Below are 23,930 nucleotides of genomic sequence, written 5' to 3' on the forward strand. Positions count from 1 at the left end.
ATTATTATATTTATGTTAAATCTAAGCAACTGCTTAGTTATTGATTAAAAAAAATGCTACAAGTGTAAAAATGTAATCCTAATAATGCCTTTTAACTGTTCCTCTTTAAATACTTTTGATGAAATTGACAGACCTAAAAGAGCGTTCATTAAATAGTCAGCTTGTGCTTCTATTTCTTTTACATCCCTTGAGTCGTCTTGTTTTAGGTTCCTTACAAATAGTTCTCTAATATTTGAAGAAAAACGTTTCAACGCCGCCATAATAACCGGACTCGAATCTTCTTTAATTTCGTTTACCGTATTGGTAACCAAACATCCTTTGAAAATTGCACCTTCTCTAGAAAAATCTAGAAAGTCAAAAAAATACTCTTTAATACCTTCTACCCCATTATTAGATTTTTCTAAGGTATTGGTGATGGCTTTGATTTGAGTATTATAAAGTTTAATACTTTCTAAGAATACACCTTCTTTATTTTTAAAGCTGGCATAAATAGAGAACTGGTTAATACCCATTTCTTTTTCCAACATACGAACCGATGTGCTTTCATAGCCATTACGCCAGAACAAGCGCATGGCCTTATCAATGACTTCAGTTTCGTTATATTGCTTTTTACGTGCCATTATTACTAATTACACTACAAAACTAAGCAAGTGCTTTGATATAAAAAAACTTTTAACTTTGCTTTGGCAATTTACACCTCAGAATAAATAAAATGAGCCAACCCGTAGGCCAGCTCATTTAAGATACATCAAATAAGAATAAGTTACTATGTTAAGATAATACGCCTACTTCTTTTTGAATCTTTTTCTTGCTGGATCCGGCATCGAATTGATTTGAAGTATTCTTCTCACCACCCGCTTTTAGTGCTTTTTCACCAGCAAAGAAAGATTTATGATCATCACCTAGGTCAGATCCGGCCATTCGTTGGTGCTTAACACAAGAAACGCCTTTACGAATTTCTTGTCTTTGTACACCTTTTACATAAGCCAACATGCTTTCTTCGCCAAAATAACCTTTGGTTAGGTCGCTCATATGCAAAGCTGTGGTATGATAGGTCGGTAATGTAATTAAGTGATGAAAAATACCAGCATCTCTTGCTCCATCAACCTGAAACGTTCTAATTTTTTTATCTGCGCGAAATGATAACTCAGTGTCATCATAATCTTCTGACATTAAATTATTTCTATCGTACTCCGTCATATTCTCGCCTTCGGCAAGCATTTCATCATACGCCTGACCTCTGAAATTTAAAGTCCAGTTGAACGAAGGAGAGTTGTTATATACTAATTTGGCATTTGGTACCACCGCTCTAATTCTATTCACCATATGAGCAATTTGTTTCACGTTTGGCGTTGGGGTTTCAATCCACAATAAGTCAGCACCATTTTGCAAACTGGTAATACAATCTAATACCACCCTATCTATATTAGTACCATTTCTAAATTTGTATAGTCCGTTTGGTAATCTAATTGGGCGAACCAATTTACCATCTCTTTTTAGAAGAACATCGTCTTCACGAGCATCTGTTATATCAATTTCCTCTGCCTCAACGAATGCCAAATATTGCGATGCCAAATCACCAGGTACTTGACTTACCGGTAATTTCTGAGTTAAACCTGCCCCTTCAGAATCAGTTCTAGCTACGATTACCCCGTCATCGATACCTAGCTCAATAAAAGCATATCTAACAGCATTCAGCTTGGCTACAAAATCTTCATGAGGTACGGTAACCTTGCCATCTTGGTGCCCACATTGTTTAGCATCTGAAACCTGATTTTCTATTTGAATCGCACACGCACCTGCCTGTATCATTTTCTTTGCCAATAAATAAGTAGCCTCTTCATTACCAAACCCAGCATCAATATCTGCTATGATAGGTACGATATGAGTTTCATAATTATCGATTTCATCTTGAACATCTTCTCCATTTTCCAATCTTCTGAACAAATCGTTCAATTCAATAGCATCTGCCTGGCGTAAAAAATCATAGATTTCTGCGATTAAGCTAGAAACGGCAGTTTTTTCATGCATCGATTGATCAGGCAACGGTCCGAATTCAGACCGCAAAGCCGCCACCATCCATCCAGAAAGGTAGAGGTATTTTTTACTCGTGGTTTTATGGTGCTTTTTAACGGCAATCATTTTTTGCTGCGCCACAAAACCATGCCAGCAACCTAAAGACTGTGTATAGTTCGAAGAATCTGCATCATACTCCGCCATATCTTTTCGCATAATAGCTGCAGTATATTTTGCAATATCCAATCCGGTTTTGAAACGATTTTGCGCGACCATTCTAGCAGCATTTTCTGGGTTGATATCGTTCCAAGCAGTCCCATACTTTTGCTTTAAGTTTCTTACAGTCTCCAATGCCGAACTGTACTTGCTTTGTTCTAAATTTTTCATAATTTTGAAATACGTTATTTATTATTGATAATGAGATCCTGTTCATTGTTGCCGCAATGGCAGGATCGTTTTATTTAAATGAATTTATAGGCTGGTAATGTTAAGAACTCTTCAAATTTATCTGTAACCACCAACTGATCGAACAGTTGTATCGCCAATTCAAATTTGGTATTCTTTATATTATCTTCACCAACTTCGGTAATTAGTTTTTCTACTTCATCATCGAATATTTCCATATACAGACCTTTATTCAATTGGCGCCCATCTGCAAGAATAACTTCATTCTTCAACCACTGCCATACCTGGGTTCTAGAAATTTCTGCCGTAGCGGCATCTTCCATTAAGTTGTAAAGTGCTACTGCTCCATGCCCCCGCAACCAAGCCTCTGTATACAAAATACCCACATTAATATTTTTTCTAATTCCGTCTTCAGTAATAGTACCTCTTGGTATTTCTACTAAATCTTGCTCTGTCACCTTTACGTCTTCTCGCATTACATGCATTTGATTCGGCGTAGGCATATGTTTATTAAATTCGACCATTGCAACCTCAACCAAAGCAGGGTGCGCTACCCAGGTGCCATCATGACCATTTACCACCTCGCGCTCTTTATCTTTTCTTACTTTTTCAAAAGCTTCTGCATTCGCTCTTTCGTCATTCTTAATAGGAATTTGTGCTGCCATACCGCCAATAGCAAGTATGCCACGCTTGTGACATCTTTGAATAACCAATTTTGAGTAAGCATCCATAAACGGAGAGGTCATGGTCACCTGATCTCTATTAGGAACTACAAAACCCGTGTGATTTCTAAATTTTTTGATATAAGAAAATATATAGTCCCAACGACCGCAGTTTAGCCCAACGATATGATTTTTTAGTTCAAAAATGATTTCGTCTAATTGAAAACTCGCTGTAATTGTTTCAACCAATACCGTCGCTTTAAACGTACCAGGAGGTACCTGCAAATAGTCTTGTGCAAATTCAAAAACTTCGTTCCACCAACGGGCTTCTGTATAGTGCTCTAATTTTGGCAAATAGAAATAGGGCGCTGTTCCATTTTCCATCATTGTTTTGGTATTATGAAAAACATATAGACCAAAATCTACCAAACTTCCAGAAGCTTCCTCCTCATTTATTACTAAGTGTCTTTCGTTTAGATGCAAACCTCTTGGTCGTACCAAAAGCACCGCTGTTTTTTCATTTAACTTGTATGACTTTCCCTTTTTAGTATCAGTTAAACTAATGGTCTTTGTATTGGCATCCATTAAATTCTGCTGCCCTTCAATACTATTTTTCCAACTTGGGGAATTACTATCCTCTAGGTCTGCCATAAATGTTTTGGCACCCGAATTAAGTGCATTAATAATCATCTTTCGATCTACCGGTCCAGTAATTTCAACACGCCTATCTTGTAAATCTTCTGGTATGTTTCCTGCAGTCCAAACTCCCTCACGAATAGTTTTGGTCTCTTTAGGAAAATGAGGATACTTACCACTGTCAAAGACTTCTTGCTGGACTTCACGGTTTTTAAGTAGCTCTAATCTTTTGGTGTTAAATTTCTCATGTAGTGCTGTAAGAAACTCTAAAGCACTGTCTGTTAGAATCTCAGGATAGTAATGATCTACCTGATTAGCGAACTGAATTTTCGAATGTTTTAAAATCGTGTTTTCCATTGTAAAAAGTTTTTGTTGACACAATGATAAAATAAAATACTTTAAAAAACAAGCGAACGTTCGCTAAATAGATAAAATACACTTTTTTTATGTTGTCCGCAAAATGTAGTATCTTTAAAACTTATTATGGAACAAGAATATATTAAACTTATTTTCGGTCTAAAACTGAAGCAAATACGAACCGACAAGAATCTGTCTTTATTTGGATTATCTAAAATATGTGGACTTTCAAAATCGTATTTGAACGAAATTGAAAAAGGAAAAAAATATCCGAAGCCAGATAAAATCATTTTACTGTCAGAAAAATTAGATGTGCCGTACGACCAAATGGTGTCTTTAAAGTTGGATAAAAATCTGGCACCTATAGGAGATTTACTACGCTCAAAAATTTTAAAAGAGATTCCTCTTGAATTATTTGGCATAAAAGAGAGCGACCTAATAGACATTGTTGCTACGGCACCAGCAAAAGTCAATGCCTTTATAAGTACCATTATAGAAATAGCACAGCACTATAGTTTTAGTAGAGAAAGCTTTTATCTTGCCTCTTTACGCTCTTACCAAGAAGCGAACAATAATTATTTTGAAGATATAGAGCAGCAAGTTTTAAAATTTGCCAAAGCCTACCATTTAGATCTAAACAAAACACTCTCTTCAAAAGATTTGGAAGAAATATTAACAGAAGAATTTGGATACACAATTAATAATGGGGAAATAAAAAAATATGAGGCCTTAGAAAATTTAAGATCGCTATTTGTTCCTGAAACCAAAACATTGTTGCTCTCTGCCGATATTAACGAGCCACAGCGCACTTTCATCTATGCAAAAGAAATTGCCTATAACTTTTTAGCTTATACTGATAGGTTATATTCTTTTCCTTGGATAAAATTTGAAAATTTCGACCAAGTTTTAAATAATTTTTATGCGTCGTATTTTGCCGGTGCACTTGTTATACCTAAAACTCGTCTTGTCCCTAAAATTGAAGAGGTGTTTTCAGAAGAGACTTTTGATCCTAATAAATTCTTAGCACTCATTAACGGTTTCAACGCCTCTCCTGAATCTGTTTATCAACGACTAACTAATATTTTACCGAACTCCTTCAACATACAGAACTTATTCTTTCTCCGTTTTACCCATCGATTAGGTAGTACAAAATACCATCTTAAAAAAGAGCTGCACCTATCTCATCAACATTCGCCTAGAGCTAATGAAACCAACGAGCACTACTGCCGACGTTGGGTGTCGTTAAAAGTTTTGAACGATATTAAAATGAGCCAGAAAGACCATGAATTTGATTGCCAAATATCTGAGTATGATGGCGATGACAATAGCTATATTGTTTTCTCTTCTGCAACAAAAGATCCGTTTAAGGACAATCAGTACAGAAGTATTAGTATAGGTTTGCTCATGAATAAACAACTAGAACGCAAAATCAAATTTTTAAACGACCCAAAATTAAAGTCTCAAAAAGTGGGCGTTACATGCGAGCGTTGTGCCATTAAGAATTGCAAGGAGCGCCAAAATTCAGCTGTTGTTCTAGATAGGGTAGATAAAAATAAAAATGTAGAATCTATTGTAGAAGAGTTGCAGGCGAAGTTTCAGTCTTAATTATAATATTTAATCAAGACTACCCACATCTAAACACCTACATCTTTGCCACTAATAATTTACCCCTTTCTAATAATTTTATCAATATTACCCGCTAAATACATATGATCACTTGCAGAATTTTTACGAAGTACGTTCGTCATTAACACCACCATATACCTACAATTATCTGGATGCTCAACAATGATAACAGAGTTCATAAAATTGGTGACGTTACCCATATATTTTCCACAAGCTTCACCATTGCTTCTATCGCATTTGTACAAGGAGCCCGATTTAAAATACACTGCCGCTTCTTTCAAAACTGGCGATTGTGCGTAACGAATTCTACGATCGGTCATATACATTAATCGCTTCATTTCTAAACTAGAATCTTCATCGACTACTTTACCTTGCTCTAACTGCACCAAGAATTTCATTAATCCTTGCGGAGAACCAATACTACCACCTTTATCACCAACATAAGTATTTGGACCTCTAGTGAAGAAACTACCCAACCTCCACTCGTCTGAAGTAATACCTAAATCGCGAAGTGGCAAATTGACTACATCATTACTTAAATCGGTCAAGTCTTTTCTTGGCGTCTCTTTAAAATAAGCATCCGTTTCTTCTTGAGTTAAGTCGGGATATTTCTCTCCGAATGCAGCCATTAATAATACCTCTCTCCATACAATACTTGCAGCACCATTGTTACTCACCGACAACATGTGATCTGCCCATTCGTATAAAGTGAACACATCGCTGGCAATTACTTGACGTTTCACCAACGTATTCTTTTCAATATTATAGATAGGAATAGTATGTTCATCTGTTAAGCCCCATATTCCTGCTTTTACAGATTTATTTTTTAGCAGCTCCGTTCTTTTCTCGAATGAATCCGGGTAAATTTTTTCTAACTGCGTAAATAATCCTAATAAGACAGCCAATTTACCAACACTACCTGGCTGATAGCCTGCCGTTTCATTTCGTTCGGCATAACGAACATGTTCTGGGTCAGAAATATCCAAGACCGTTAAGGAATAACTTTTATCCAATCCGCGGAAAAGTGCACTGATTTCTTTCTGAAAATCTTCGTTCACCTGCATCAATCCCATTGCGCTATCATTCTTTCTTGATAGCAAGTTCAATTGAATATCGCTGTACGATTTCATTGCTCCGGCAGGCAATGCAGATGCATCTTTGATCTCTCCGTTTTTTATCATCTCTAAACGCTTTAAACGTTTAATACCTGTGCGCTCGTAACCGTCAATTGGGTAATATTTGTATGTTGTAAACGCAGATGCACTTAACACAACAATTAACAATACTATAATTTTCTTCATAATCATATCAATACTAATTCTTAAAAACTCTTATATGTAACATCAAATCGACCATTGCCATCCACAGCTGAAAAATAAAAAGTCCCAGATATAAACTTTTTTTCTTCATCAATTTTAATGATTTCCAGAACTCCACCAATGTTTTCATTAGAGTAAAATTCTGACTCAATTATTGCGCCGCTAATTTTTTTATTAATCCAACAAGAAGCATTAGCAATGGGAATATCGTTACCTTCTAATATAGTTTGTGAAAGGGAATATTTACCCTCGGTTAAAGGCTCTAAACCATTAAATAGTTCCAATGTCATAGAGACATATCCATCTATATCATTATGAGACCACAAAGCAAATCGATACCCTTCAAAAATCTCGCCATATGTCAATTGCAATTTGGGGGTATTTGCACAGTCTAAACAAAAGCTACCTTTTTTGGGCACATACACTTGTCCATTAATAAGGCAACCAAATGTATTTAATCCTGCAGTGGTTATCGCCGGCAGTTCTTCATCAACCCCATCGTCATCATCTAAATCACACGCAGTGAAAACAAGAAACAATGAAAAAATTAAAAACATGCAGGTCCTTTTCATTCTACAATTTTGTACTTAAAGAGATTTCTTTCTCTGTATTAATTTTCGGTGTAATAGATTCTAGATACCCAGAACTCAACGCTTTTTTATTTTCAACAAATGGTCTAATTTGAAACAACCATACTTTATCTTCTTTGAAACCAAGCTCCACATCATAGGCGCCTTCATAATCTGAATTTGTCTCTTTAGGCAGTGTTTCGCGAATGGTTTTTGCTAAAGTCTTAATTTCGGCCATGTTTTTTTCATTCACTACCCTATTCTGAAATGTAGCTGCCTTTTTACCAGTACCGCCAGTTGCAGGTAAGGTGTTGTACATTGGCTCGCGTGCAGGTGCCAATAAACGATAGCCATTAGTATCATATATAGTATACGTTTCTGCGGACTGACCATCTACAGCGCCACCTGCACCTCTACTAAAAGCAACGGTTAAATCTTTATCGTTACCCGAATTGATACCTTTTGTAATTAATACACCCGAGTAATCAACGTCTACACTTGGTATGACCAAAATAGAAGGAAATACATTCTCAGGATTCAATAAATACACTTGTCTCCATTTAAAGCTACGTTCGGTATATGGTGAAGCCCACACATCTTTTATACCTTCTAAAACTTTCTCTTTATCTAACACATTAAAAAGTGTCAAGTTTAATCCTGCACCAGTAAACTCCTTTAAATCCTCCATATTGGTATCGCTACGCAAGAACACGGGAATTTTTCCGAAGTCCGACCCAAGAACAGATTTGAATTTGCTTTCAAGCTGATTCATAAAATCTTCTTTCAACGGCATTTTTTTGATAGCACCTCTTAAGGTTTCTAATTGTCGTAATTGATAATTCTCAACTTCAGGCTCTGGTACATCTGCATTTCGCATACGCTCGGCTTCTTTGAACATGGCATTCAAATATTCCCAATACGAACTACTCTCGCCAGGCATTTGCTGATCCATATGGTCTCTAAAAATTCCGAACGGAATCACTAACCCCTCAACCACCTGCTCAGGGAACATCTTTTTCAATTGACCAAGGTTGGCAGCTTTTGGTCCGCATAATGCTCCCGAGTCACTTGCATCAACATCGCGCATATTCAAAACATCGGTATTGCCCAATTGAATTTTTTCAACAGGCACTTCTATTTTATCGGTATTACGTTCTTTTTTTACGAATAATCCGCGTTCTTGATCGGTCATTTCTGCTTCAGGTTTTATAATCACATTTCCCTTGTTAGAAACCGCATAAAAAACCCTTGTACCGTCGTACTTCTTTAAACTTTGAAGGTTAGCATCTGACAAAGCTGCATTTGGTATCCCTAAATTACGCGCCAGTAATTGCACATGAGAAACCATGTTCCCTTCTGCAACCGTAGCAATACCCGCAACAGGTTTTAAGTCTGACGGTGAGCGTTGAAAAATGTAAATTTTATCTGCCGATACTTCAATATCTTCAAACGAACCATCAACAACAACCAACTCACCAAAAGCATACCCTGGGTTTAACCCTCTAAACGCACTTTGGCCAGCAACATCCATCACTTTATTGGTCAAGGCAGATTCTTTAGAAATAAAATCACCCAACTCACCAACGCTTTGCCCTAAATGCAATGCTACCGAACCTCTAATTCTATCATCTATAAATGCATACGATTTTGGTTCAAATGTGGTATACGTATTTACTACTTCTTGGTAATTTGCTTTTACCATGGCTGCACTCCATTCAACTGCTGCTCTTGCCGTTTCTAATACTTGCGTTAATTCTGCTAAGCTCAATTGATCTTGATTGAACTTACTAAGAGTACCAGCAACCTGCTCCCATTCCCACAGTTCTATATATCCTGCCCCGACTGTTGCCGTTGTTAAAGCACATATTTTCTCTAACTGTTCGCTTACCGTTGTAGGTTCCCAATTAGGAGAATTTTGAAATAATAGCTCTTCTAATTTTAAAGAAATATCAAGTAATTGTAATCGTGCTAAGGGGCGCTTTTCTGTTAGCAGTTCTTCTCTGATTTCTAAAAGTAACTGTGCCGTTTCATTTACTGAATACGAAGGTGCTTTATTATTCGACCTGCCATTTACAAATGATTGCACCTTATCACCTAAGGTTGTTCCCTTTATTAATTTTGATTTGTTCAGCAATGCCTGAACATCTACCGGCGTAAAGAAAGTTTGCATGGTAACTACTAGACCGTCTAACTTTTTATTCAAATCGGTAGTCAGCGATTTTTGGTTTTTAACTTTAAAATCGATTACTTTTTGAATATCCGACTTTTCAGGCTGACTATGAATTTTTGTTCTCAGATCCATAAACGGAGTATATAGATCTGAGACTACTTTCGATTCGCTTCGCATTAACTGCGCTACATTATCATCGCCATTATGGGGAATATCTTTTAAAGACTGACGAATAAAATAGAAGTTATCGGCAACTACAGCATCCTTTGATAAAATTGATTTATAGAAATTGATTCCCCAAGCTTCTTCGTCTTCTACCTGAACAGAACCTCTATAAAACTGTCCTTTTTGATTAATCCATCCGTCATCGACTAATCTCAAATATTTATCTAACTGATATTGTTTTAAACGAGAATGGTTTTGGTCGGTATCCCAAAGTTCATCTATAGAGGTGTAAGCCAAAATCTGACCTAAATAAATATGATTGCTCTTACCTAATGCAACCACTTCATCCTTATAACGGGCATGCTGCACCCCAGGACCTATATTTTCTGGACACGGGTCTTTAGGCTGACGAATACTACCATCGGTACAAAACCATCGAATGTCTTTATATGGTCCACGTATATCGCTCTTGTACTTAGTAACCAAAGCTTCGATTTGATCTGCAGCTAGCGGAGATTGCGCTTGTGAGGTATGTATAAATGCAAAAAACGCGGTAAAAAGTATACTGTAAAAAGATTTTAATTTACTGTTCTTCAATTGTATAATATTAGATTATTTACCAAAGGTAGTATGTAATTACACTATTATACACGGTTAAAGACAAATTATTTTAACACCATAAATAAAAAATACAAGACTGACTTACAACGATTTAAGATTTAAAAAAAGATTCATAATAAAATGATAAAATAAATCGTTATTCAACTAATTAGATTTCATTTGCAAGAACTTTTCAAACCTAAAAAGCAGATTTGAAAATTGGACAAAAAAAATCTATACTTAACTTAAGAAGCAAAAAAAAATGAAATCAATTTTAATAGTATTGTTCGTTGCAGTTTCTTCATTGACCACCTTTGGTCAAGATACCAGCACTATGAACGGAACGTATGAGGGTTATATTAATGGCGCATATGTATTTACCGATAGTGAGGGTGACAGCGTAGAGTTTAATAATGCAGTTAGTGCAGTAACCTCTAAGTACGATTTGAACAGTCAAAAATTTATTGGAAAACAATTTTCAATTACTTTCACAATAGATTCTGAATTAGATGAAGACGACGAAGAAATTCAAGTTAGCACAATAGTTGATTTGCTAATGCCAGAATAACAAAATAAAAAGGACCTGATCAGGTCCTTTTTTTATGGCCATAAACCAGTGGTAACAGTGGTAAAAATCTAACAATAATAATCGCGCTTCAAAGAGCCGATTCTTTTTCGTTTCTTTGTAATCCATAATAAAATATAAAATGACTTTACTAGGTATTGATGTAGGTGGTTCTGGAATTAAAGGAGCGTTAGTTAATTCGGAAACCGGAGAAATGCTCTCTGAACGTTTTAGAATAGTGACTCCCATACCAAGAACACCAGACGCAATGGCCGATGTAATTGCTCAGATTGTTACCCATTTCGACTATAAAGGTAAAGTGGGCTGTGGTTTTCCAACAATTATAAAAAACGGAGTTTGCAAAGCAACCGGAAATCTACATAAAAGCTGGCTAGGCGTAAATGTTGAGGAATTGCTAGAAAAGAAAACCGGTTTAGATTTCACCGTAATCAATGATGCAGATGCTGCAGGTTATGCAACCATGAATTATGGTATTGGTAAAGGAGAAAAAGGTTTTGTTGTTATGATTACCATTGGTACCGGTTTAGGTAGTGGTGCCTTTTTAGATGGTAGATTAATCCCTAATTTTGAATTAGGCCAGATACCTTATAAGAAATACTCAAAAATAGAAAAGTGGGCAGCAGGATCGGCAAAAGATCGCGAAGGCCTATCGTATAAAAAATGGGGAAAAAGATTTAATACTTTTTTAGAATATGTAGAATTGATCGTTTCACCAGACTTAATTATTATTGGCGGTGGTGCATCAAAAGATTTTGAAGAGTTTAAATCTAAGATTAATATAGAAACTAAAGTTGTCGCGGCAGAGCTTCAAAATCATGCCGGTATTATAGGTGCTGCGGTCGCCTCTCAATACAAAGTAAAAAAATAAAAAGGCTCCAAATCCTTATAGTACAGGATAAAAAAATCCCAAAGAGAACTTTGGGATTTTTTTTATCCTAATAATTTATAAAATACTATTCTAGAATCTTCGCATTTGCAGGAGCATCAAAAAAGTCTTTAGGCAATTCTTTTTCGAAGGATACATCGGTGAAATCAATTTTAGTAATATAATCTCCCGGTTGATTATTTTTCACCGTCCAGTAGGTTTTAAATCCACCTGGCATAGTAACACCATCTACCACTTGTTCGCCAATAAATTCGGTAAACTTTTCTGGAGCGTGACCACCATCTTTAAAGTACTCAGGGTATGAAACGATGTATCTCATAACCGCTATTTTGCTCGTGTCTTTATTTACATATAAAATATAGTAATCATCTGGAGCATCACCTGTTTCGGCATCAAAGGTTACTTTAACCACATTATAATCTTGTCCTTTAAATTTCTCAGCATCGAGCAATTCTAGATTTACCCCTTCGCCGCTTAAAACAAAAGGATGACCCACAAACCATAATGGTGTTAATGCCCAAAACTTAGTATCATAGGCAAATGCAGTACTGTCTTTTGCTTTTACCCAAGCTTGATCACCTGACCAACCAAATTTCGCAGAACTAACTATTGTACTTGTATGCACAGATCTATTGCTCCATGTGTCTACAGTTTGGTAACTATCTCTCGCCGTTTTACCATCTAAAGGCTGATAATTAAAACGAAATGTAATTGGTCCGTTTGCATACCAAGTATCCAGTCCACCATGTGCTTCCATTGCGTTCCAAATAACTTTTCCTGCTTCCGTAGTATGTAGTCTTTCTTTTGTTTTTGCAACCCTTGAAGATACCCAAGATTCAGGTATTTCAATTACAGTAGATTCTGCAACCACTTCTTCAATGGGTTCAGTTACCGATTTAGGAGTTTCTTTACAGGATATAAAAACTGCAAATAGTGATAAAAGTGAAAATTTGTAAAGTAATTTCATAGTTGTGTGCCGTTTGGTTGATTTCCTAATTTAGATCACACGGCTTTATGATTTAAACTAGCCATTTTACGTTCCTCGTAATTTTCTGCCACCACCTTATCTAACTCTGCCGGTGCTTCAAAATTTAAGGTATTTTCTTTCAGTCGGTCATCACCACCAAAAATAACTTGAATCTCCTTATTAAATAATCCTTCTAAAGAACGTTTAGCAACATATTCTGGCGCATCCATTTTTCTACCTTTAAATTTTTGCATCATCTCGGTATCTGTAGCGGTGGGAAAGGCACAGGTAACCGACACTTTAAACGGTGCCAATTCTCTACGAATAGAATCTGAAAACTGACGAATCGCTGCTTTTGTGCTACCGTAAACCGCATAAAATGGCATCCCTATTAATCCCAATCCCGATGAAATATTCAAAATATATGCATCTTCAGAGAATTTCATTAATGGAATGCAATACTTGGTCAATAGCATTACTGCTGTAAGGTTAACAGCAACTTGATCATAAAGATCTTCATCTTGAATATCCTCTAAAGGACCTGCAGCTACGATACCCGCATTATTTATTAAGATATCTAAATGCCCCCATTTATCTTCTATACGTGCAGCAGCGTCTTGTAAAACTTCAATATTGGCAACATCACCTGCAATTCTAATAAATGTTACCTCTGGATATTCTTCCGAGAGTTGTTTTAGGTTTTGTTTATCACGAGCAATAACGGCAATATTGGTTACTCCGCCATTTATAAGTTCTTGAACCATACATTTTCCGATACCACGAGTACCACCCGTAATAAGTACATTTTTACCTTTTAGTTGCATAATAGTGTTCGTTTGAGTTGCGTTTAAATTCCACTTTAAATTAAATAAAAATCGATGTGGAAACGAAGAAAATTGAAGGATAGGTATATTATTAACGAAGTAGGAAAATCTACCTTAATTTATTGCATTTTTCTTAACCATAAGGCGCATATACACCATTTACATATCTGAAATTCAAAATATGTAGAAAGTTATAAATCAATACTTGAGCATGAGAATCAAAAAAGCCACCCAATTAGGTGGCTAAAATTCTATAAGGCATAAAAAAGCCCCTTAAAAGGGGCTCTATTATTTATGCTATTTTATTTCTCTTACGTTCATTTTCGGTCAAATAGATTTTACGTAAACGTAAATGTTTTGGAGTAACCTCAACATACTCATCTTTTTGAATGTATTCTAATGCCTCTTCTAAAGAAAACTTAATTGCCGGAACAATTTTAGCTTTATCATCAGCACCAGAAGAACGAACGTTAGACATTTTTTTAGTCTTTGTAATATTAACGGTCATATCATCTCCACGAGAGTTTTCACCGATAACTTGACCTTCGTAAATATCTTCTCCTGGATCAACGAAGAACTTACCACGATCTTGTAATTTATCAATAGAATAAGGAATTGCTTTTCCTCTTTCCATAGAGACTAAAGAACCATTCTGTCTTTGAGGAATATCACCTTTCATTGGTTGATACTCTAAGAAACGGTGTGCCATAATCGCCTCACCAGCAGTAGCGGTTAATAATTGGTTACGAAGACCGATAATACCACGTGATGGAATTTGGAATTCACATAACATACGGTTACCCTTTGCCTCCATTTTAGTCATCTCACCTTTACGGATAGATACCATTTCAACAGCTCTACCAGAAACTTCTTCAGGTAAATCAATTGTTAAATGCTCTATAGGCTCACATTTTACACCATCAATTTCTTTGATGATTACTTGTGGCTGTCCAATTTGCATTTCATAACCTTCGCGTCTCATTGTTTCAATTAGAACCGAAAGGTGTAATACACCACGACCAAATACTAAAAACTTATCAGCACTGTCAGTTGGGTTTACACGTAAAGCAAGGTTCTTTTCTAATTCTCTAGCCAAACGATCTTTAATATGTCTAGAAGTAACAAATTTACCATCTTGACCAAAAAACGGGCTGTCGTTAATAGTAAACAACATACTCATTGTAGGCTCATCGATAGTAATTGTCTTTAATGCTTCAGGATTTTCTAAATCAGCAACAGTATCACCAATTTCGAAACCTTCAACACCAACTAAAGCACAGATATCACCTGTTTCAACAGACTCAACCTTTTTACGACCTAGACCTTCGAAAACATAAAGTTCTTTGATTTTAGATTTCACGATACTACCATCGCGTTTTACCAAAGAAATCTGCTGCCCTTCTTTTAAAGAACCTCTTTGCAATCTACCAATAGCAATTCTACCGGTAAATGAAGAGAAATCTAAAGAAGTGATCAACATTTGAGTATTCCCTTCTTTTGGTTCGAAAACAGGAATATGCTCAATAACCATATCTAATAATGGCTCAATATTGGTAGTTTCGTTTTTCCAATCATCGCTCATCCAGTTGTTCTTTGCAGAACCATAAACTGTAGGGAAATCTAACTGCCACTCTTCAGCACCTAATTCGAACATAAGATCGAAAACTTTTTCATGTACTTCTTCTGGAGTACAGTTTTCTTTATCAACTTTATTGATTACCAAACAAGGCTTTAAACCAAGATCGATCGCTTTTTGAAGTACGAAACGTGTTTGTGGCATAGGCCCTTCAAAGGCATCAACCAATAACAAAACACCATCTGCCATATTCAATACACGCTCAACTTCACCACCGAAATCGGCGTGACCAGGAGTATCGATAATATTTATTTTAGTATCCTTATATATAACGGAAACGTTTTTGGAAGTAATGGTAATACCACGTTCTCTTTCCAAATCGTTATTATCCAAAATTAAATCACCTGTATTCTCGTTTTCACGAAACAAGCTACAGTGGTACATTATTTTGTCTACCAAGGTGGTCTTACCGTGGTCAACGTGCGCAATGATCGCAATATTTTTTGTAGTAGTGGACATAAGGTCTTATTTAAGCGTGCAAAGATACTTTAAATATTGATAGCTGCACTTAAACTTATGTTATTTTTATCTTATTGATTTTGAGAGAGTTCCATAATACAAATCTTACTTTTTTCGACCACCAATAACCCAACCTAGTCTAGCATCTATTAAAATACCCGCATCTGTATTAAATTCATCTACAAAAATAGCCGGACCGAAAGCCAAACCAAAATAGAATCCTTTTTTATAAGTACGCTGTAAACCATACACTAACGCAGTATTATAGAAATAGTCTGATGCATATTCAAGATTACCAATAATGGGCTTGCCAAATTGTAAATGATTTAAAAAACTGATGTAGTTACCGGTATTACCAGATGTATTTTTACCTTTTCTAAGTCTTCTATCAAAATTGATGTACTGCCTAACATCTGCTCCTACCCCAGGATATAGTCCGAAATTGGTATATCTATCTGACCCCCATTAAGTTCAAAACCTAAAAATGCCTCTAAGTTCAAGGTTGTTTTAGAACCAATACCGAGTTCGTATGACACTCCTGGCGCCAACAAATTAGCTTTAAAGAGTCCGTCTTCTACTTGTCTACCATTTTGTGCAAAAAGGGAAAAAGAAAACATAAGAATTGCTGAAAGAAGGGTGATTTTTTTCATGATTTTAGTTGGTTTGGTTTTATTTGGGATGTATATCAAACATCAGACCAGTTTAATCAAAAACCGGTTTTGTAGATTTCCGCTTTGTTGCTACCCAACCAAATTTAAAACTCACCAATGGACCATAACCATCTGGTATACCGTCGCCTTTATAAAACCCTGCGCCCAACTCTGCGTTAAAATTGAAGCCTTTTGGGTATGTACGCTGAACGCCATATACCATACCGTAGAAACCTAAATTAAAATCGCTCGGACCTTCAATATTTGTAGAAAGGCGTAATTGCGAAAAGAATATGGCCTGTGCCGCGGCAATATAATTACCAGAATTACCCGATACATTTTTATCGCGGTCAATACGTCTCTGAAAATTATGATAATAACGGTATCTATTGTTCAAAGCTAAGCCATACGCATAGCCTTCACCATAAGTAGCAGCGCCTAAGCCAACATCTACTGAAACAGATTGATTTCTAAATATGCCAAATTCGTAGCTTATACCCGGATTAAAAAGGTCGAACTTGAATTGATGCCTTTCTAGGTTGATGAGACCGTTGCCTTTTTCAGAAAAATCCCTAATCTGGGATTGGACGTTTGTAAAAGATAAAAACAGAAGAATTAAAGTAATTTGTTTCATGTAGTTTGATTGATGTTGCAACTAAAACTACATGTTTCTAAAAACGTAACCACCAGATTTAATGAAATATTAAGAAAATACTTACGTAATTAACGACCAACGCACCATCGCTTTTCACTAATAATAAAGCCTATACTCAAATTGGCTACTGGGTAAATACCGCCTTCGAACTGCCCATCATAATAAGCTGCACCTACATCTACAGAAAAGTTGAAGCCAGAATCATAACTACGTTGTATACCTGTTACCAAACCGGCATAACCGAATGCTCCTTTTACATTCTCGTTTGCAATAGTTCGTGAACCGGGAAAAAATACTGCTACCGCTGGCGCCACATAATTTGCCGAGTTGCCATAAATCTGTTTTCTATTGCGCTGACGCTTTTCAAAATTGTAATAGTAGCGATATTGCCCAGCTATTGCTGGGAAAACTCCGAATTCTCTATACACATCTGGCAACAAAGGATCTAAAACAACTTGAATACCTGCCTTTATATCAAGGGTAGTATTGGTGCCCATAGCCATTTCGTATTCAATACCGGGATTAATGAGATTAATCTTCACTTGTCTCAGCTCACAATTTTTACCAAACTGGGCATTGACATTGCACGCAAAAAACACCAGCAAAAATATTATTAGAAACGGTTTGATTTTCATTTCGATTTGGGGTTTCGACAATCTTATCTTAATAGAACAGTGAGCTTCTTAAAATAGTATCTTTGTTTAAAAATATTCGACGAATGAACCTATCTCTTATACCCCAAATAAAACATACCGACAGCAATAACTTTTTTCTTCTATCTGGACCCTGTGCCATTGAAGGTGAAGACATGGCGATGCGCATCGCAGAACATATTATTACTATAACCGATGAGCTTAAAATACCTTATGTATTTAAGGGAAGTTTTAAGAAAGCAAATCGTAGTCGTTTAGATTCTTTTACTGGTATTGGAGATGAAAAGGCATTAAAGATTCTACGAAAAGTTTCTGAAACATTCAAAGTACCAACAGTTACCGATATACATACCGAGCAAGATGCTGTTATGGCTGCCGAATATGTTGACGTTCTTCAAATACCCGCATTTTTAGCACGCCAGACAGATTTGGTAGTTGCTGCTGCAGAAACAGGAAAAACAGTAAACATCAAGAAAGGACAATTTATGAGTCCCGAAAGCATGAAACATGCCGTTAATAAAGTGACGGAAACCGGAAACCAACAAGCAATTATTACCGATCGTGGTACCATGTTCGGTTACCAAGATATGATCGTAGATTTTAGAGGTGTACCGACCATGAAACAATTTGCACCTGTAGTTTTAGATGTTACGCATTCGTTACAACAGCCGAATCAAACTTCTGGTGTAACTGGCGGTAGACCAGCATTGATTGGTACTATGGCACGCGCAGGTGTTGCTGCTGGTGTTGACGGACTCTTTATAGAAACACATTTTGATTGTGCCAATGCAAAAAGCGACGGTGCCAATATGTTGGATTTAGAATTAATGAAAAAACTATTGACAGATTTAGTGGCATTAAGAGCAGTTGTTAATCAGTTTTAAATCTTGACTATTTATTGCATTTCATTAGAAAAATATTGATAATTGAAAAAATACGATGAAGAAAATAAAACTAACTTTAGTTATCTTTTTATTGTTTTCTATAGAATGTTTTAGTCAACAAACAGGAAGTACAGGTATTACGCAAACTGCAGTTAATAACGGTATTGGAATTGGAAGCGCAATTGCAATTGTCGTTTCGTGGGATAGGAATAAGTCAATTCTTTACGCATTATTACACGGAATATTAGGCTGGCTCTATGTGATATACTTTGTAATTGTTCGTGAAAAAGAATAAGTAAGTTTTATCCGTATTAACATTAATAATTAAAGTAAGTCTTTCCGCTTATAAAACCCATTTTTCCGAACAGAATAAGCATCTTGTAAAACATCAATAAGAATATCGTTATCAATATCTTCAAGGGTACTATAACGCAATGAACGTACTACTTTTCTGTTTTCAGAAATTAGTACGTTCAAATGTTTTGTAAGATGTGCAGAGTTCCAAAAAGCAATATCTACAAACTGCTTTTTGTGCGAGGCATTTAAATAACAGATGGGCGATTTACCGATATAAAAACAGGGAATATTCCATTTGAATTTCAGTTCAACCTCAGGCAAAGTCGTTTCGATCATCATTTGCAAATGCATCAGAATACTTCTATAAGGTTCAGGTTGTTTGAAAATATAGTTCTCTGCTGGTTTCATAAACAATTTGATTGTGTTAATTTAAAATACGAATACATTTACAAATACGCATTCAAATATATAATTTTGACACTCTTAAAATTTATTGATGTTTAAAAACACAACTATAGCTTTAATAATTGCTTTTATAACAGGTACATATTATTTCGGTGTTGCTCAAGATGACCATGATCATAATTGGTATTTCAACAATAGTAAAAGCTTAAGCGAATTATGGGAATTAGATGATGAGCACCAACGCGGTACGTTCATTCTTACTTCGTATAAACCCATATACATAACTGCCGCAAAATTTTCTACCAACCCCAATGAATTTCCTCAGGCAGAAAACTCAGATAAAATTTTAGATGAACCTAGTAGTTTAAACGCAGTCGAGTCAAAATTTCAAATCAGTCTAAAGACCAAAATTTTTCATGGTATGTTCGATGGTCGTATGGATTTATGGATGGGCTATTCGCAGACCGCCTATTGGCAAATTTATAATACAGAGCGTTCAAGACCATTTCGAGAATTGAATTATCAACCAGAAATCATCGCGAACTTTCCCGTTAAGTTTCCGATTTTGGGGTTTGAGACTAAAATGATCGGAGCCGCTATAATTCATGAATCTAACGGACAATCAGATCCTATTTCTAGAAGCTGGAACCGTATTGCTTTTCATGCCGCATTCGAGAAAGGAAACTGGCAGGTAATGCTAAAACCTTGGATACGGATTGGAAGCAAAATTGATGACAATGAAAATATATCTGATTATATAGGTCGTGGTGAAGCTGACATCACGTATGACTGGGGTAGACAGCGTTTTAGAGCAATTGCAAGACACTCTTTGAATTTGGGAGATAAAAGTCGCGGGAGTTTACAGCTCAACTGGTCTTTCCCTATTTTCGAAAATTTCAATGGTCATTTTCAATTGTTCGATGGCTATGGCGAAACGCTCATAGATTACAACCACCGACAAACCACATTTGGTATTGGTGTTTCTTTAATTAATTAGGCGCTTTAAAAAGGCTATACACTTACTCTCTTATTTGACTTAAAGTCCATTTTTATACATTTGAATGTAAATTACTGATGGAAATTCTACGCAGATTTCCGATGTTATTGCCCGTTTTTATAGTTGATGTGCACATATGTATTCTCCGTAGATTTTTTATTACAATAGTTCTATTCAAAACAGTAAACCTCCTTAAAACATTAAGTTCAAAAGGAATAAATAGGCAATAAAATTTAGTCGATTTTCTCTTTCTTAGCTCCCATTAAAGCATCTTCACTAACTTTTTTTACTTCAGTTTTGTTGAATTATCAAAATTTTAAATTAACTTTGAATTTCAAAGTACTTTAATATGGAAACAAATAAGTATCTAAACGATATTACCGAAATCAAGAATTTAATGAATCGTTCTTCACGGTTTATTTCATTAAGCGGACTCTCTGGAGTGCTCGCCGGTATATACGCATTAATTGGGGCCGGCTTTGCTTATGTTAAGTTAAAAGACACCTCAGCTGCCAATTATGAAAATTTTTCTGGTAGGTCTTCGTCACTTTGGGGTTCAGATACTGCTAGCGACCTAACTTTAATTGCTTTTGCCGTTTTGATTGCAGCAGTAATTACCGGTTTTATTATGACCTTGAAGAAGTCTAAAAAAAGTGGAGAGAAAATTTGGGACAGCACCAGCAAGCGGTTAGTGTTCAATTTCGCTATTCCGTTAATAGTTGGCGGACTTTTTTGTTTAGTATTGATGCAACAAGGTATAGCTAGCCTAGTGGCACCTGCTACACTCATTTTTTATGGGCTGGCTTGTGTAAATGCAAGCAAGTATACCATGGGTGATGTTAGATATATGGGTTTAGCATTTATTGGAATAGGATTAGTTAGCACTCAATTTATAGGATATGGATTGTATTTTTGGGCTTTAGGGTTTGGCGTTTGCCATATTCTATATGGCGCATTAATGTATTACAAATACGATAGAAATTAAGATTAGCTAGCTATTGATATATGAGTTTAATTGACAACATAAACAAAGCTTTTGACCACCGTATAAGACTGGGCATTATGTCTATTCTAATGGTGAACGACTATGCTGATTTTAAAATGTTGAAAGAGCTATTAGGTGCTACAGATGGCAATTTAGCCAGTCATACCAAAGCGCTGGAAAAAGAGGAATATATAAAAGTGGAAAAGCAATTTATTGGTCGTAAACCAAACACACGTTATTCTGCCACTGCACTTGGCAAAACACAGTTTAAGAAGCATATTAATGCTTTAGAAAAACTCATAGGTAAGTAGTATATTTTTTTATCATTTTACTTTGAATTTCAAAGTACTTTTAAAATAAGAAATAATGAGAGCAGCCATTTTAGAAAAATTATATGATTGGAGCGTGACACCCTATCAATACTTCAAGAAAAATGAAGCTTGGCAATATAATGCTGAAGAGCTAAAAGAGTACCCAAGCAACTCATTAGGCTATCACATGGGTAAATTTCTTATTGCCAATAACTTTCAGTTGCAAGAAAAACTAGAGAGTCATGATGTATTTCATATACTCACGAACACGGGAACTTCGGTTCCCGAAGAAATAAGCATGCAGTTCTATTTAATGGGAAATGGAAAAAGAAGTCTTTACTTATTTACCGTCATATTAATAGGCTCTATGCTGTATCCGGAGTATTGGAGGTTCTTTATATCGAAATATACCTGTGGTAAATCTGCACTACCCTTTCATCAATTAGATTTTCAGAAACTGCTGCATCAACCCATCCAACGAATAAAGTCCACATTTTTAATTCCATAAAACCATGATACTAGAACTATCTAAAATTTCAAAAACTCGTAATGTAGTGCATCTCCTTTTTGGATACTATCTCTTATTAATAATCACAAAAATCAAATCACTAATAACCTTTTAAATACATCATATTATGAATATTCATATAAAATCAATCTTATCTGCCTTAGCCTTCAGTTTATTATTCTACAGCAAAAGCTTTGGTCTAAATCTATTTCTTATATCCATTTTAGTAGTGGTACTTGTTTCTACCTTAAAAGAAACTAGAACCATGTCTTGGGGCTATGCACTTACCTATATTCTAACTTCCATCTTTATTCTTATTAACCCAACGGGGTTTACCATATTTGTTCATTTCATGGCATTAATGGTGTTTATAGGAAAGTCCATATCAAGTAAAACCTCATTATACCTTTCTTGGTTACTTGGTTTTACTAATTTATTGGTTGCGTCTATCGCAAATTTCATTCAAAGACAAAATTCAGTAAAAGAAAAAGATGTAATAAAAGAGACTTCACCAAAACTGTTGAACCGCTTAAAAGGTGGCTTCTTCGCTGGTATTCTACTAATCTTATTTGCTACGCTTTATAAGAATGCGAATCCTGTTTTTGGAAACCTTCTAGATCAGATTAATTTTAACTTTATCAGTTTACCTTGGGTATTCTTTACTCTTCTGGGGTATGTTATATTTCTAAACATCTTACGCCCATTAGATGCACAAGATTTAATAGCGGTCGATGCATCTCAGAAAAACGAATTGGAGACTCCGACCGAAATAGAAATCATTGAACAAAAAAAGCAACTAGAAAGTGAGCATACCTTAGGCTCATTTATATTTATCGCCCTTAATATTCTACTGATATTCTTTTTAGTAACCGACGGAATTTACCTAATTCAAAAAGGTGATATTTCTAATGCAGAATACTCGGCATCTGTTCATCAAGGTGTGTATGCCCTAATGTTTTCGATAGTGTTAGCGATTATCTTAATTCTTTATTTCTTTAGAGGAAACCTCAATTTTTATAAAGAGAATAAACAAATAAAAACGCTAACCTATGTTTGGATCTCTTTAAATATTATACTAATTGTCTTTACATCTTACAAGAACTTTACCTATGTTGAAGCCTTAGGTCTTACCTATAAACGCATTGGTGTTTTCGTATATCTGCTACTTACCCTTACCGGATTAATTACAGCCTATATTAAAGTAGCGGAAGTAAAAAGCTTTGTTTATTTAGTACGCACCAATATCGCCACATTGTTTACTTTCTTAGTACTAAGCGCTGCAGTGCCGTGGGATAAAACAATTACGTATTTCAATTTAAGTACACTCGAAAATCCAGATATTCATTACCTCATCGATTTAGGGGATACCAATAGCATTCAATTATATAACTATGCTAAAGAGAAAGAAGTTAATTATGATTTGAATAGTAGTATTCTAGAAAAACACGAAGAATATATCACCTTACAATCAGAAAAAACATGGCAAGAATATACGTTTGCCCAACTAGCTAAAACTGACACGAAATGATGGTTTTATTTAAACATAAATGGAACCGTAGAATTTTGAGAGTAGTTTCATTGTATTTCCTAGTCTCGACTTTGCTACTGTGTATTGCCTTAATACCAGAAAATGAGGTCACTACCGTTATAGGAATTATGCTATATCTCAGCTATATCATCGTTACCTGTATTGCGTTGATTA

At 35.6% G+C, this 23,930-nt stretch carries 24 protein-coding genes; 10 read left to right on the forward strand and 14 right to left on the reverse strand.

Annotation, left to right across the window (positions count from 1 at the left end; all coding sequences use genetic code 11):
* Positions 1–56: 56 nt before the first annotated feature.
* The 3 genes from ACEN2N_RS01435 to aceB all read right to left on the reverse strand — a co-directional run bounded on the left by ACEN2N_RS01435 (position 57) and on the right by aceB (position 4,076).
* Positions 57–620 carry a TetR/AcrR family transcriptional regulator gene (locus tag ACEN2N_RS01435; protein ID WP_441822667.1) on the reverse strand — a complete coding sequence of 188 codons (564 nt, stop codon included), beginning with the start codon at positions 618–620 and terminating at the stop codon, positions 57–59.
* A gap of 151 nt (positions 621–771) precedes the next feature.
* Positions 772–2,403: an isocitrate lyase gene (locus tag ACEN2N_RS01440; protein WP_441822668.1), complete on the reverse strand. Its 1,632-nt coding sequence runs from the start codon at positions 2,401–2,403 to the stop codon at positions 772–774.
* Positions 2,404–2,477: 74 nt separating this feature from the next.
* The gene (aceB, locus tag ACEN2N_RS01445) at positions 2,478–4,076 is read right to left on the reverse strand and encodes a malate synthase A (RefSeq protein ID WP_441822669.1); all 1,599 of its coding nucleotides are present in this window, start codon (positions 4,074–4,076) and stop codon (positions 2,478–2,480) included.
* A gap of 126 nt (positions 4,077–4,202) precedes the next feature.
* Between aceB and ACEN2N_RS01450 the strand changes: the two genes are divergently transcribed.
* On the forward strand, positions 4,203–5,681 hold the full coding sequence (locus ACEN2N_RS01450; RefSeq protein WP_441822670.1) for a helix-turn-helix domain-containing protein: 1,479 nt from the start codon (positions 4,203–4,205) through the stop codon (positions 5,679–5,681).
* A gap of 59 nt (positions 5,682–5,740) precedes the next feature.
* On the opposite strand, the gene ACEN2N_RS01455 is transcribed toward ACEN2N_RS01450, so the two are convergent.
* Genes ACEN2N_RS01455 through ACEN2N_RS01465 form a run of 3 tightly spaced genes read right to left on the reverse strand, consistent with a single transcriptional unit; the run spans position 5,741 to position 10,522 of the window.
* On the reverse strand, positions 5,741–7,003 hold the full coding sequence (locus tag ACEN2N_RS01455; RefSeq protein ID WP_441822671.1) for a serine hydrolase: 1,263 nt from the start codon (positions 7,001–7,003) through the stop codon (positions 5,741–5,743).
* Positions 7,004–7,023: 20 nt separating this feature from the next.
* Positions 7,024–7,578: a hypothetical protein gene (locus tag ACEN2N_RS01460; protein ID WP_441822672.1), complete on the reverse strand. Its 555-nt coding sequence runs from the start codon at positions 7,576–7,578 to the stop codon at positions 7,024–7,026.
* Between the two features lie 16 nt (positions 7,579–7,594).
* Positions 7,595–10,522: a PEP/pyruvate-binding domain-containing protein gene (locus tag ACEN2N_RS01465; RefSeq protein WP_441822673.1), complete on the reverse strand. Its 2,928-nt coding sequence runs from the start codon at positions 10,520–10,522 to the stop codon at positions 7,595–7,597.
* 265 nt (positions 10,523–10,787) lie between these two features.
* Between ACEN2N_RS01465 and ACEN2N_RS01470 the strand changes: the two genes are divergently transcribed.
* A complete protein-coding gene (locus ACEN2N_RS01470) occupies positions 10,788–11,093 on the forward strand; it encodes a hypothetical protein (RefSeq protein ID WP_441822674.1) in 306 nt (101 codons plus the stop codon).
* A 139-nt stretch (positions 11,094–11,232) separates the two neighbouring features.
* Positions 11,233–11,979 carry a polyphosphate--glucose phosphotransferase gene (ppgK, locus tag ACEN2N_RS01475; RefSeq protein ID WP_423998140.1) on the forward strand — a complete coding sequence of 249 codons (747 nt, stop codon included), beginning with the start codon at positions 11,233–11,235 and terminating at the stop codon, positions 11,977–11,979.
* An 85-nt stretch (positions 11,980–12,064) separates the two neighbouring features.
* Here the strand turns inward: ppgK and ACEN2N_RS01480 are convergent, their stop codons facing one another.
* The 7 genes from ACEN2N_RS01480 to ACEN2N_RS01510 form a co-directional block, all read right to left on the reverse strand.
* Entirely contained in the window at positions 12,065–12,964 is a 900-nt protein-coding gene (locus ACEN2N_RS01480) for a DUF6503 family protein (protein WP_441822675.1), read from the reverse strand.
* Positions 12,965–12,999: 35 nt separating this feature from the next.
* On the reverse strand, positions 13,000–13,788 hold the full coding sequence (locus ACEN2N_RS01485; RefSeq protein ID WP_441822676.1) for an SDR family NAD(P)-dependent oxidoreductase: 789 nt from the start codon (positions 13,786–13,788) through the stop codon (positions 13,000–13,002).
* 292 nt (positions 13,789–14,080) lie between these two features.
* Positions 14,081–15,883, reverse strand: a complete 1,803-nt coding sequence (typA, locus tag ACEN2N_RS01490; protein ID WP_423998134.1) for a translational GTPase TypA — start codon at positions 15,881–15,883, stop codon at positions 14,081–14,083.
* A 105-nt stretch (positions 15,884–15,988) separates the two neighbouring features.
* A complete protein-coding gene (locus tag ACEN2N_RS01495; protein WP_441822677.1) occupies positions 15,989–16,135 on the reverse strand; it encodes a hypothetical protein in 147 nt (48 codons plus the stop codon).
* Between the two features lie 167 nt (positions 16,136–16,302).
* Positions 16,303–16,533 carry a hypothetical protein gene (locus ACEN2N_RS01500; protein ID WP_441822678.1) on the reverse strand — a complete coding sequence of 77 codons (231 nt, stop codon included), beginning with the start codon at positions 16,531–16,533 and terminating at the stop codon, positions 16,303–16,305.
* Positions 16,534–16,585: 52 nt separating this feature from the next.
* The gene (locus ACEN2N_RS01505; protein WP_441822679.1) at positions 16,586–17,167 is read right to left on the reverse strand and encodes a hypothetical protein; all 582 of its coding nucleotides are present in this window, start codon (positions 17,165–17,167) and stop codon (positions 16,586–16,588) included.
* Positions 17,168–17,256: 89 nt separating this feature from the next.
* The gene (locus ACEN2N_RS01510) at positions 17,257–17,730 is read right to left on the reverse strand and encodes a hypothetical protein (RefSeq protein WP_441822680.1); all 474 of its coding nucleotides are present in this window, start codon (positions 17,728–17,730) and stop codon (positions 17,257–17,259) included.
* 176 nt (positions 17,731–17,906) lie between these two features.
* Here ACEN2N_RS01510 and kdsA point away from each other — a divergent pair, with 176 nt between their 5' ends.
* A complete protein-coding gene (kdsA, locus tag ACEN2N_RS01515; RefSeq protein WP_441822681.1) occupies positions 17,907–18,725 on the forward strand; it encodes a 3-deoxy-8-phosphooctulonate synthase in 819 nt (272 codons plus the stop codon).
* Between the two features lie 55 nt (positions 18,726–18,780).
* Entirely contained in the window at positions 18,781–19,020 is a 240-nt protein-coding gene (locus tag ACEN2N_RS01520; protein ID WP_441822682.1) for a hypothetical protein, read from the forward strand.
* Between the two features lie 29 nt (positions 19,021–19,049).
* On the opposite strand, the gene ACEN2N_RS01525 is transcribed toward ACEN2N_RS01520, so the two are convergent.
* Positions 19,050–19,430 (reverse strand): DUF1801 domain-containing protein, encoded by a 381-nt coding sequence (locus tag ACEN2N_RS01525; protein WP_441822683.1) that lies wholly within the window; start codon positions 19,428–19,430, stop codon positions 19,050–19,052.
* Positions 19,431–19,518: 88 nt separating this feature from the next.
* Here ACEN2N_RS01525 and ACEN2N_RS01530 point away from each other — a divergent pair, with 88 nt between their 5' ends.
* From ACEN2N_RS01530 to ACEN2N_RS01550, 5 genes are all read left to right on the forward strand, one after another.
* Positions 19,519–20,424 (forward strand): phospholipase A, encoded by a 906-nt coding sequence (locus ACEN2N_RS01530; RefSeq protein WP_441822684.1) that lies wholly within the window; start codon positions 19,519–19,521, stop codon positions 20,422–20,424.
* A gap of 349 nt (positions 20,425–20,773) precedes the next feature.
* Positions 20,774–21,409 (forward strand): hypothetical protein, encoded by a 636-nt coding sequence (locus tag ACEN2N_RS01535; protein ID WP_441822685.1) that lies wholly within the window; start codon positions 20,774–20,776, stop codon positions 21,407–21,409.
* A 20-nt stretch (positions 21,410–21,429) separates the two neighbouring features.
* Positions 21,430–21,720 carry a winged helix-turn-helix domain-containing protein gene (locus tag ACEN2N_RS01540; protein WP_441822686.1) on the forward strand — a complete coding sequence of 97 codons (291 nt, stop codon included), beginning with the start codon at positions 21,430–21,432 and terminating at the stop codon, positions 21,718–21,720.
* Between the two features lie 55 nt (positions 21,721–21,775).
* Positions 21,776–22,228: a Coq4 family protein gene (locus tag ACEN2N_RS01545; protein ID WP_441822687.1), complete on the forward strand. Its 453-nt coding sequence runs from the start codon at positions 21,776–21,778 to the stop codon at positions 22,226–22,228.
* 127 nt (positions 22,229–22,355) lie between these two features.
* The gene (locus ACEN2N_RS01550; protein ID WP_441822688.1) at positions 22,356–23,756 is read left to right on the forward strand and encodes a DUF4153 domain-containing protein; all 1,401 of its coding nucleotides are present in this window, start codon (positions 22,356–22,358) and stop codon (positions 23,754–23,756) included.
* Positions 23,757–23,930: the final 174 nt, after the last annotated feature.

It is taken from the genome of Maribacter spongiicola (genome assembly GCF_052119685.1).
Lineage (GTDB): Bacteria > Bacteroidota > Bacteroidia > Flavobacteriales > Flavobacteriaceae > Maribacter > Maribacter spongiicola_A.

Bases quoted from the DNA above. Each gene is read 5' to 3' on its own strand.
- ACEN2N_RS01435 (WP_441822667.1), bottom strand. From the start codon at position 620: ATGGCACGTAAAAAGCAATATAACGAAACTGAAGTCATTGATAAGGCC.
- ACEN2N_RS01440 (WP_441822668.1), bottom strand. From the start codon at position 2,403: ATGAAAAATTTAGAACAAAGCAAGTACAGTTCGGCATTGGAGACTGTA.
- aceB (WP_441822669.1), bottom strand. From the start codon at position 4,076: ATGGAAAACACGATTTTAAAACATTCGAAAATTCAGTTCGCTAATCAG.
- ACEN2N_RS01450 (WP_441822670.1), top strand. From the start codon at position 4,203: ATGGAACAAGAATATATTAAACTTATTTTCGGTCTAAAACTGAAGCAA.
- ACEN2N_RS01455 (WP_441822671.1), bottom strand. From the start codon at position 7,003: ATGAAGAAAATTATAGTATTGTTAATTGTTGTGTTAAGTGCATCTGCG.
- ACEN2N_RS01460 (WP_441822672.1), bottom strand. From the start codon at position 7,578: ATGTTTTTAATTTTTTCATTGTTTCTTGTTTTCACTGCGTGTGATTTA.
- ACEN2N_RS01470 (WP_441822674.1), top strand. From the start codon at position 10,788: ATGAAATCAATTTTAATAGTATTGTTCGTTGCAGTTTCTTCATTGACC.
- ppgK (WP_423998140.1), top strand. From the start codon at position 11,233: ATGACTTTACTAGGTATTGATGTAGGTGGTTCTGGAATTAAAGGAGCG.
- ACEN2N_RS01480 (WP_441822675.1), bottom strand. From the start codon at position 12,964: ATGAAATTACTTTACAAATTTTCACTTTTATCACTATTTGCAGTTTTT.
- ACEN2N_RS01485 (WP_441822676.1), bottom strand. From the start codon at position 13,788: ATGCAACTAAAAGGTAAAAATGTACTTATTACGGGTGGTACTCGTGGT.
- typA (WP_423998134.1), bottom strand. From the start codon at position 15,883: ATGTCCACTACTACAAAAAATATTGCGATCATTGCGCACGTTGACCAC.
- ACEN2N_RS01500 (WP_441822678.1), bottom strand. From the start codon at position 16,533: ATGAAAAAAATCACCCTTCTTTCAGCAATTCTTATGTTTTCTTTTTCC.
- ACEN2N_RS01505 (WP_441822679.1), bottom strand. From the start codon at position 17,167: ATGAAACAAATTACTTTAATTCTTCTGTTTTTATCTTTTACAAACGTC.
- kdsA (WP_441822681.1), top strand. From the start codon at position 17,907: ATGAACCTATCTCTTATACCCCAAATAAAACATACCGACAGCAATAAC.
- ACEN2N_RS01520 (WP_441822682.1), top strand. From the start codon at position 18,781: ATGAAGAAAATAAAACTAACTTTAGTTATCTTTTTATTGTTTTCTATA.
- ACEN2N_RS01525 (WP_441822683.1), bottom strand. From the start codon at position 19,430: ATGAAACCAGCAGAGAACTATATTTTCAAACAACCTGAACCTTATAGA.
- ACEN2N_RS01530 (WP_441822684.1), top strand. From the start codon at position 19,519: ATGTTTAAAAACACAACTATAGCTTTAATAATTGCTTTTATAACAGGT.
- ACEN2N_RS01535 (WP_441822685.1), top strand. From the start codon at position 20,774: ATGGAAACAAATAAGTATCTAAACGATATTACCGAAATCAAGAATTTA.
- ACEN2N_RS01540 (WP_441822686.1), top strand. From the start codon at position 21,430: ATGAGTTTAATTGACAACATAAACAAAGCTTTTGACCACCGTATAAGA.
- ACEN2N_RS01545 (WP_441822687.1), top strand. From the start codon at position 21,776: ATGAGAGCAGCCATTTTAGAAAAATTATATGATTGGAGCGTGACACCC.
- ACEN2N_RS01550 (WP_441822688.1), top strand. From the start codon at position 22,356: ATGAATATTCATATAAAATCAATCTTATCTGCCTTAGCCTTCAGTTTA.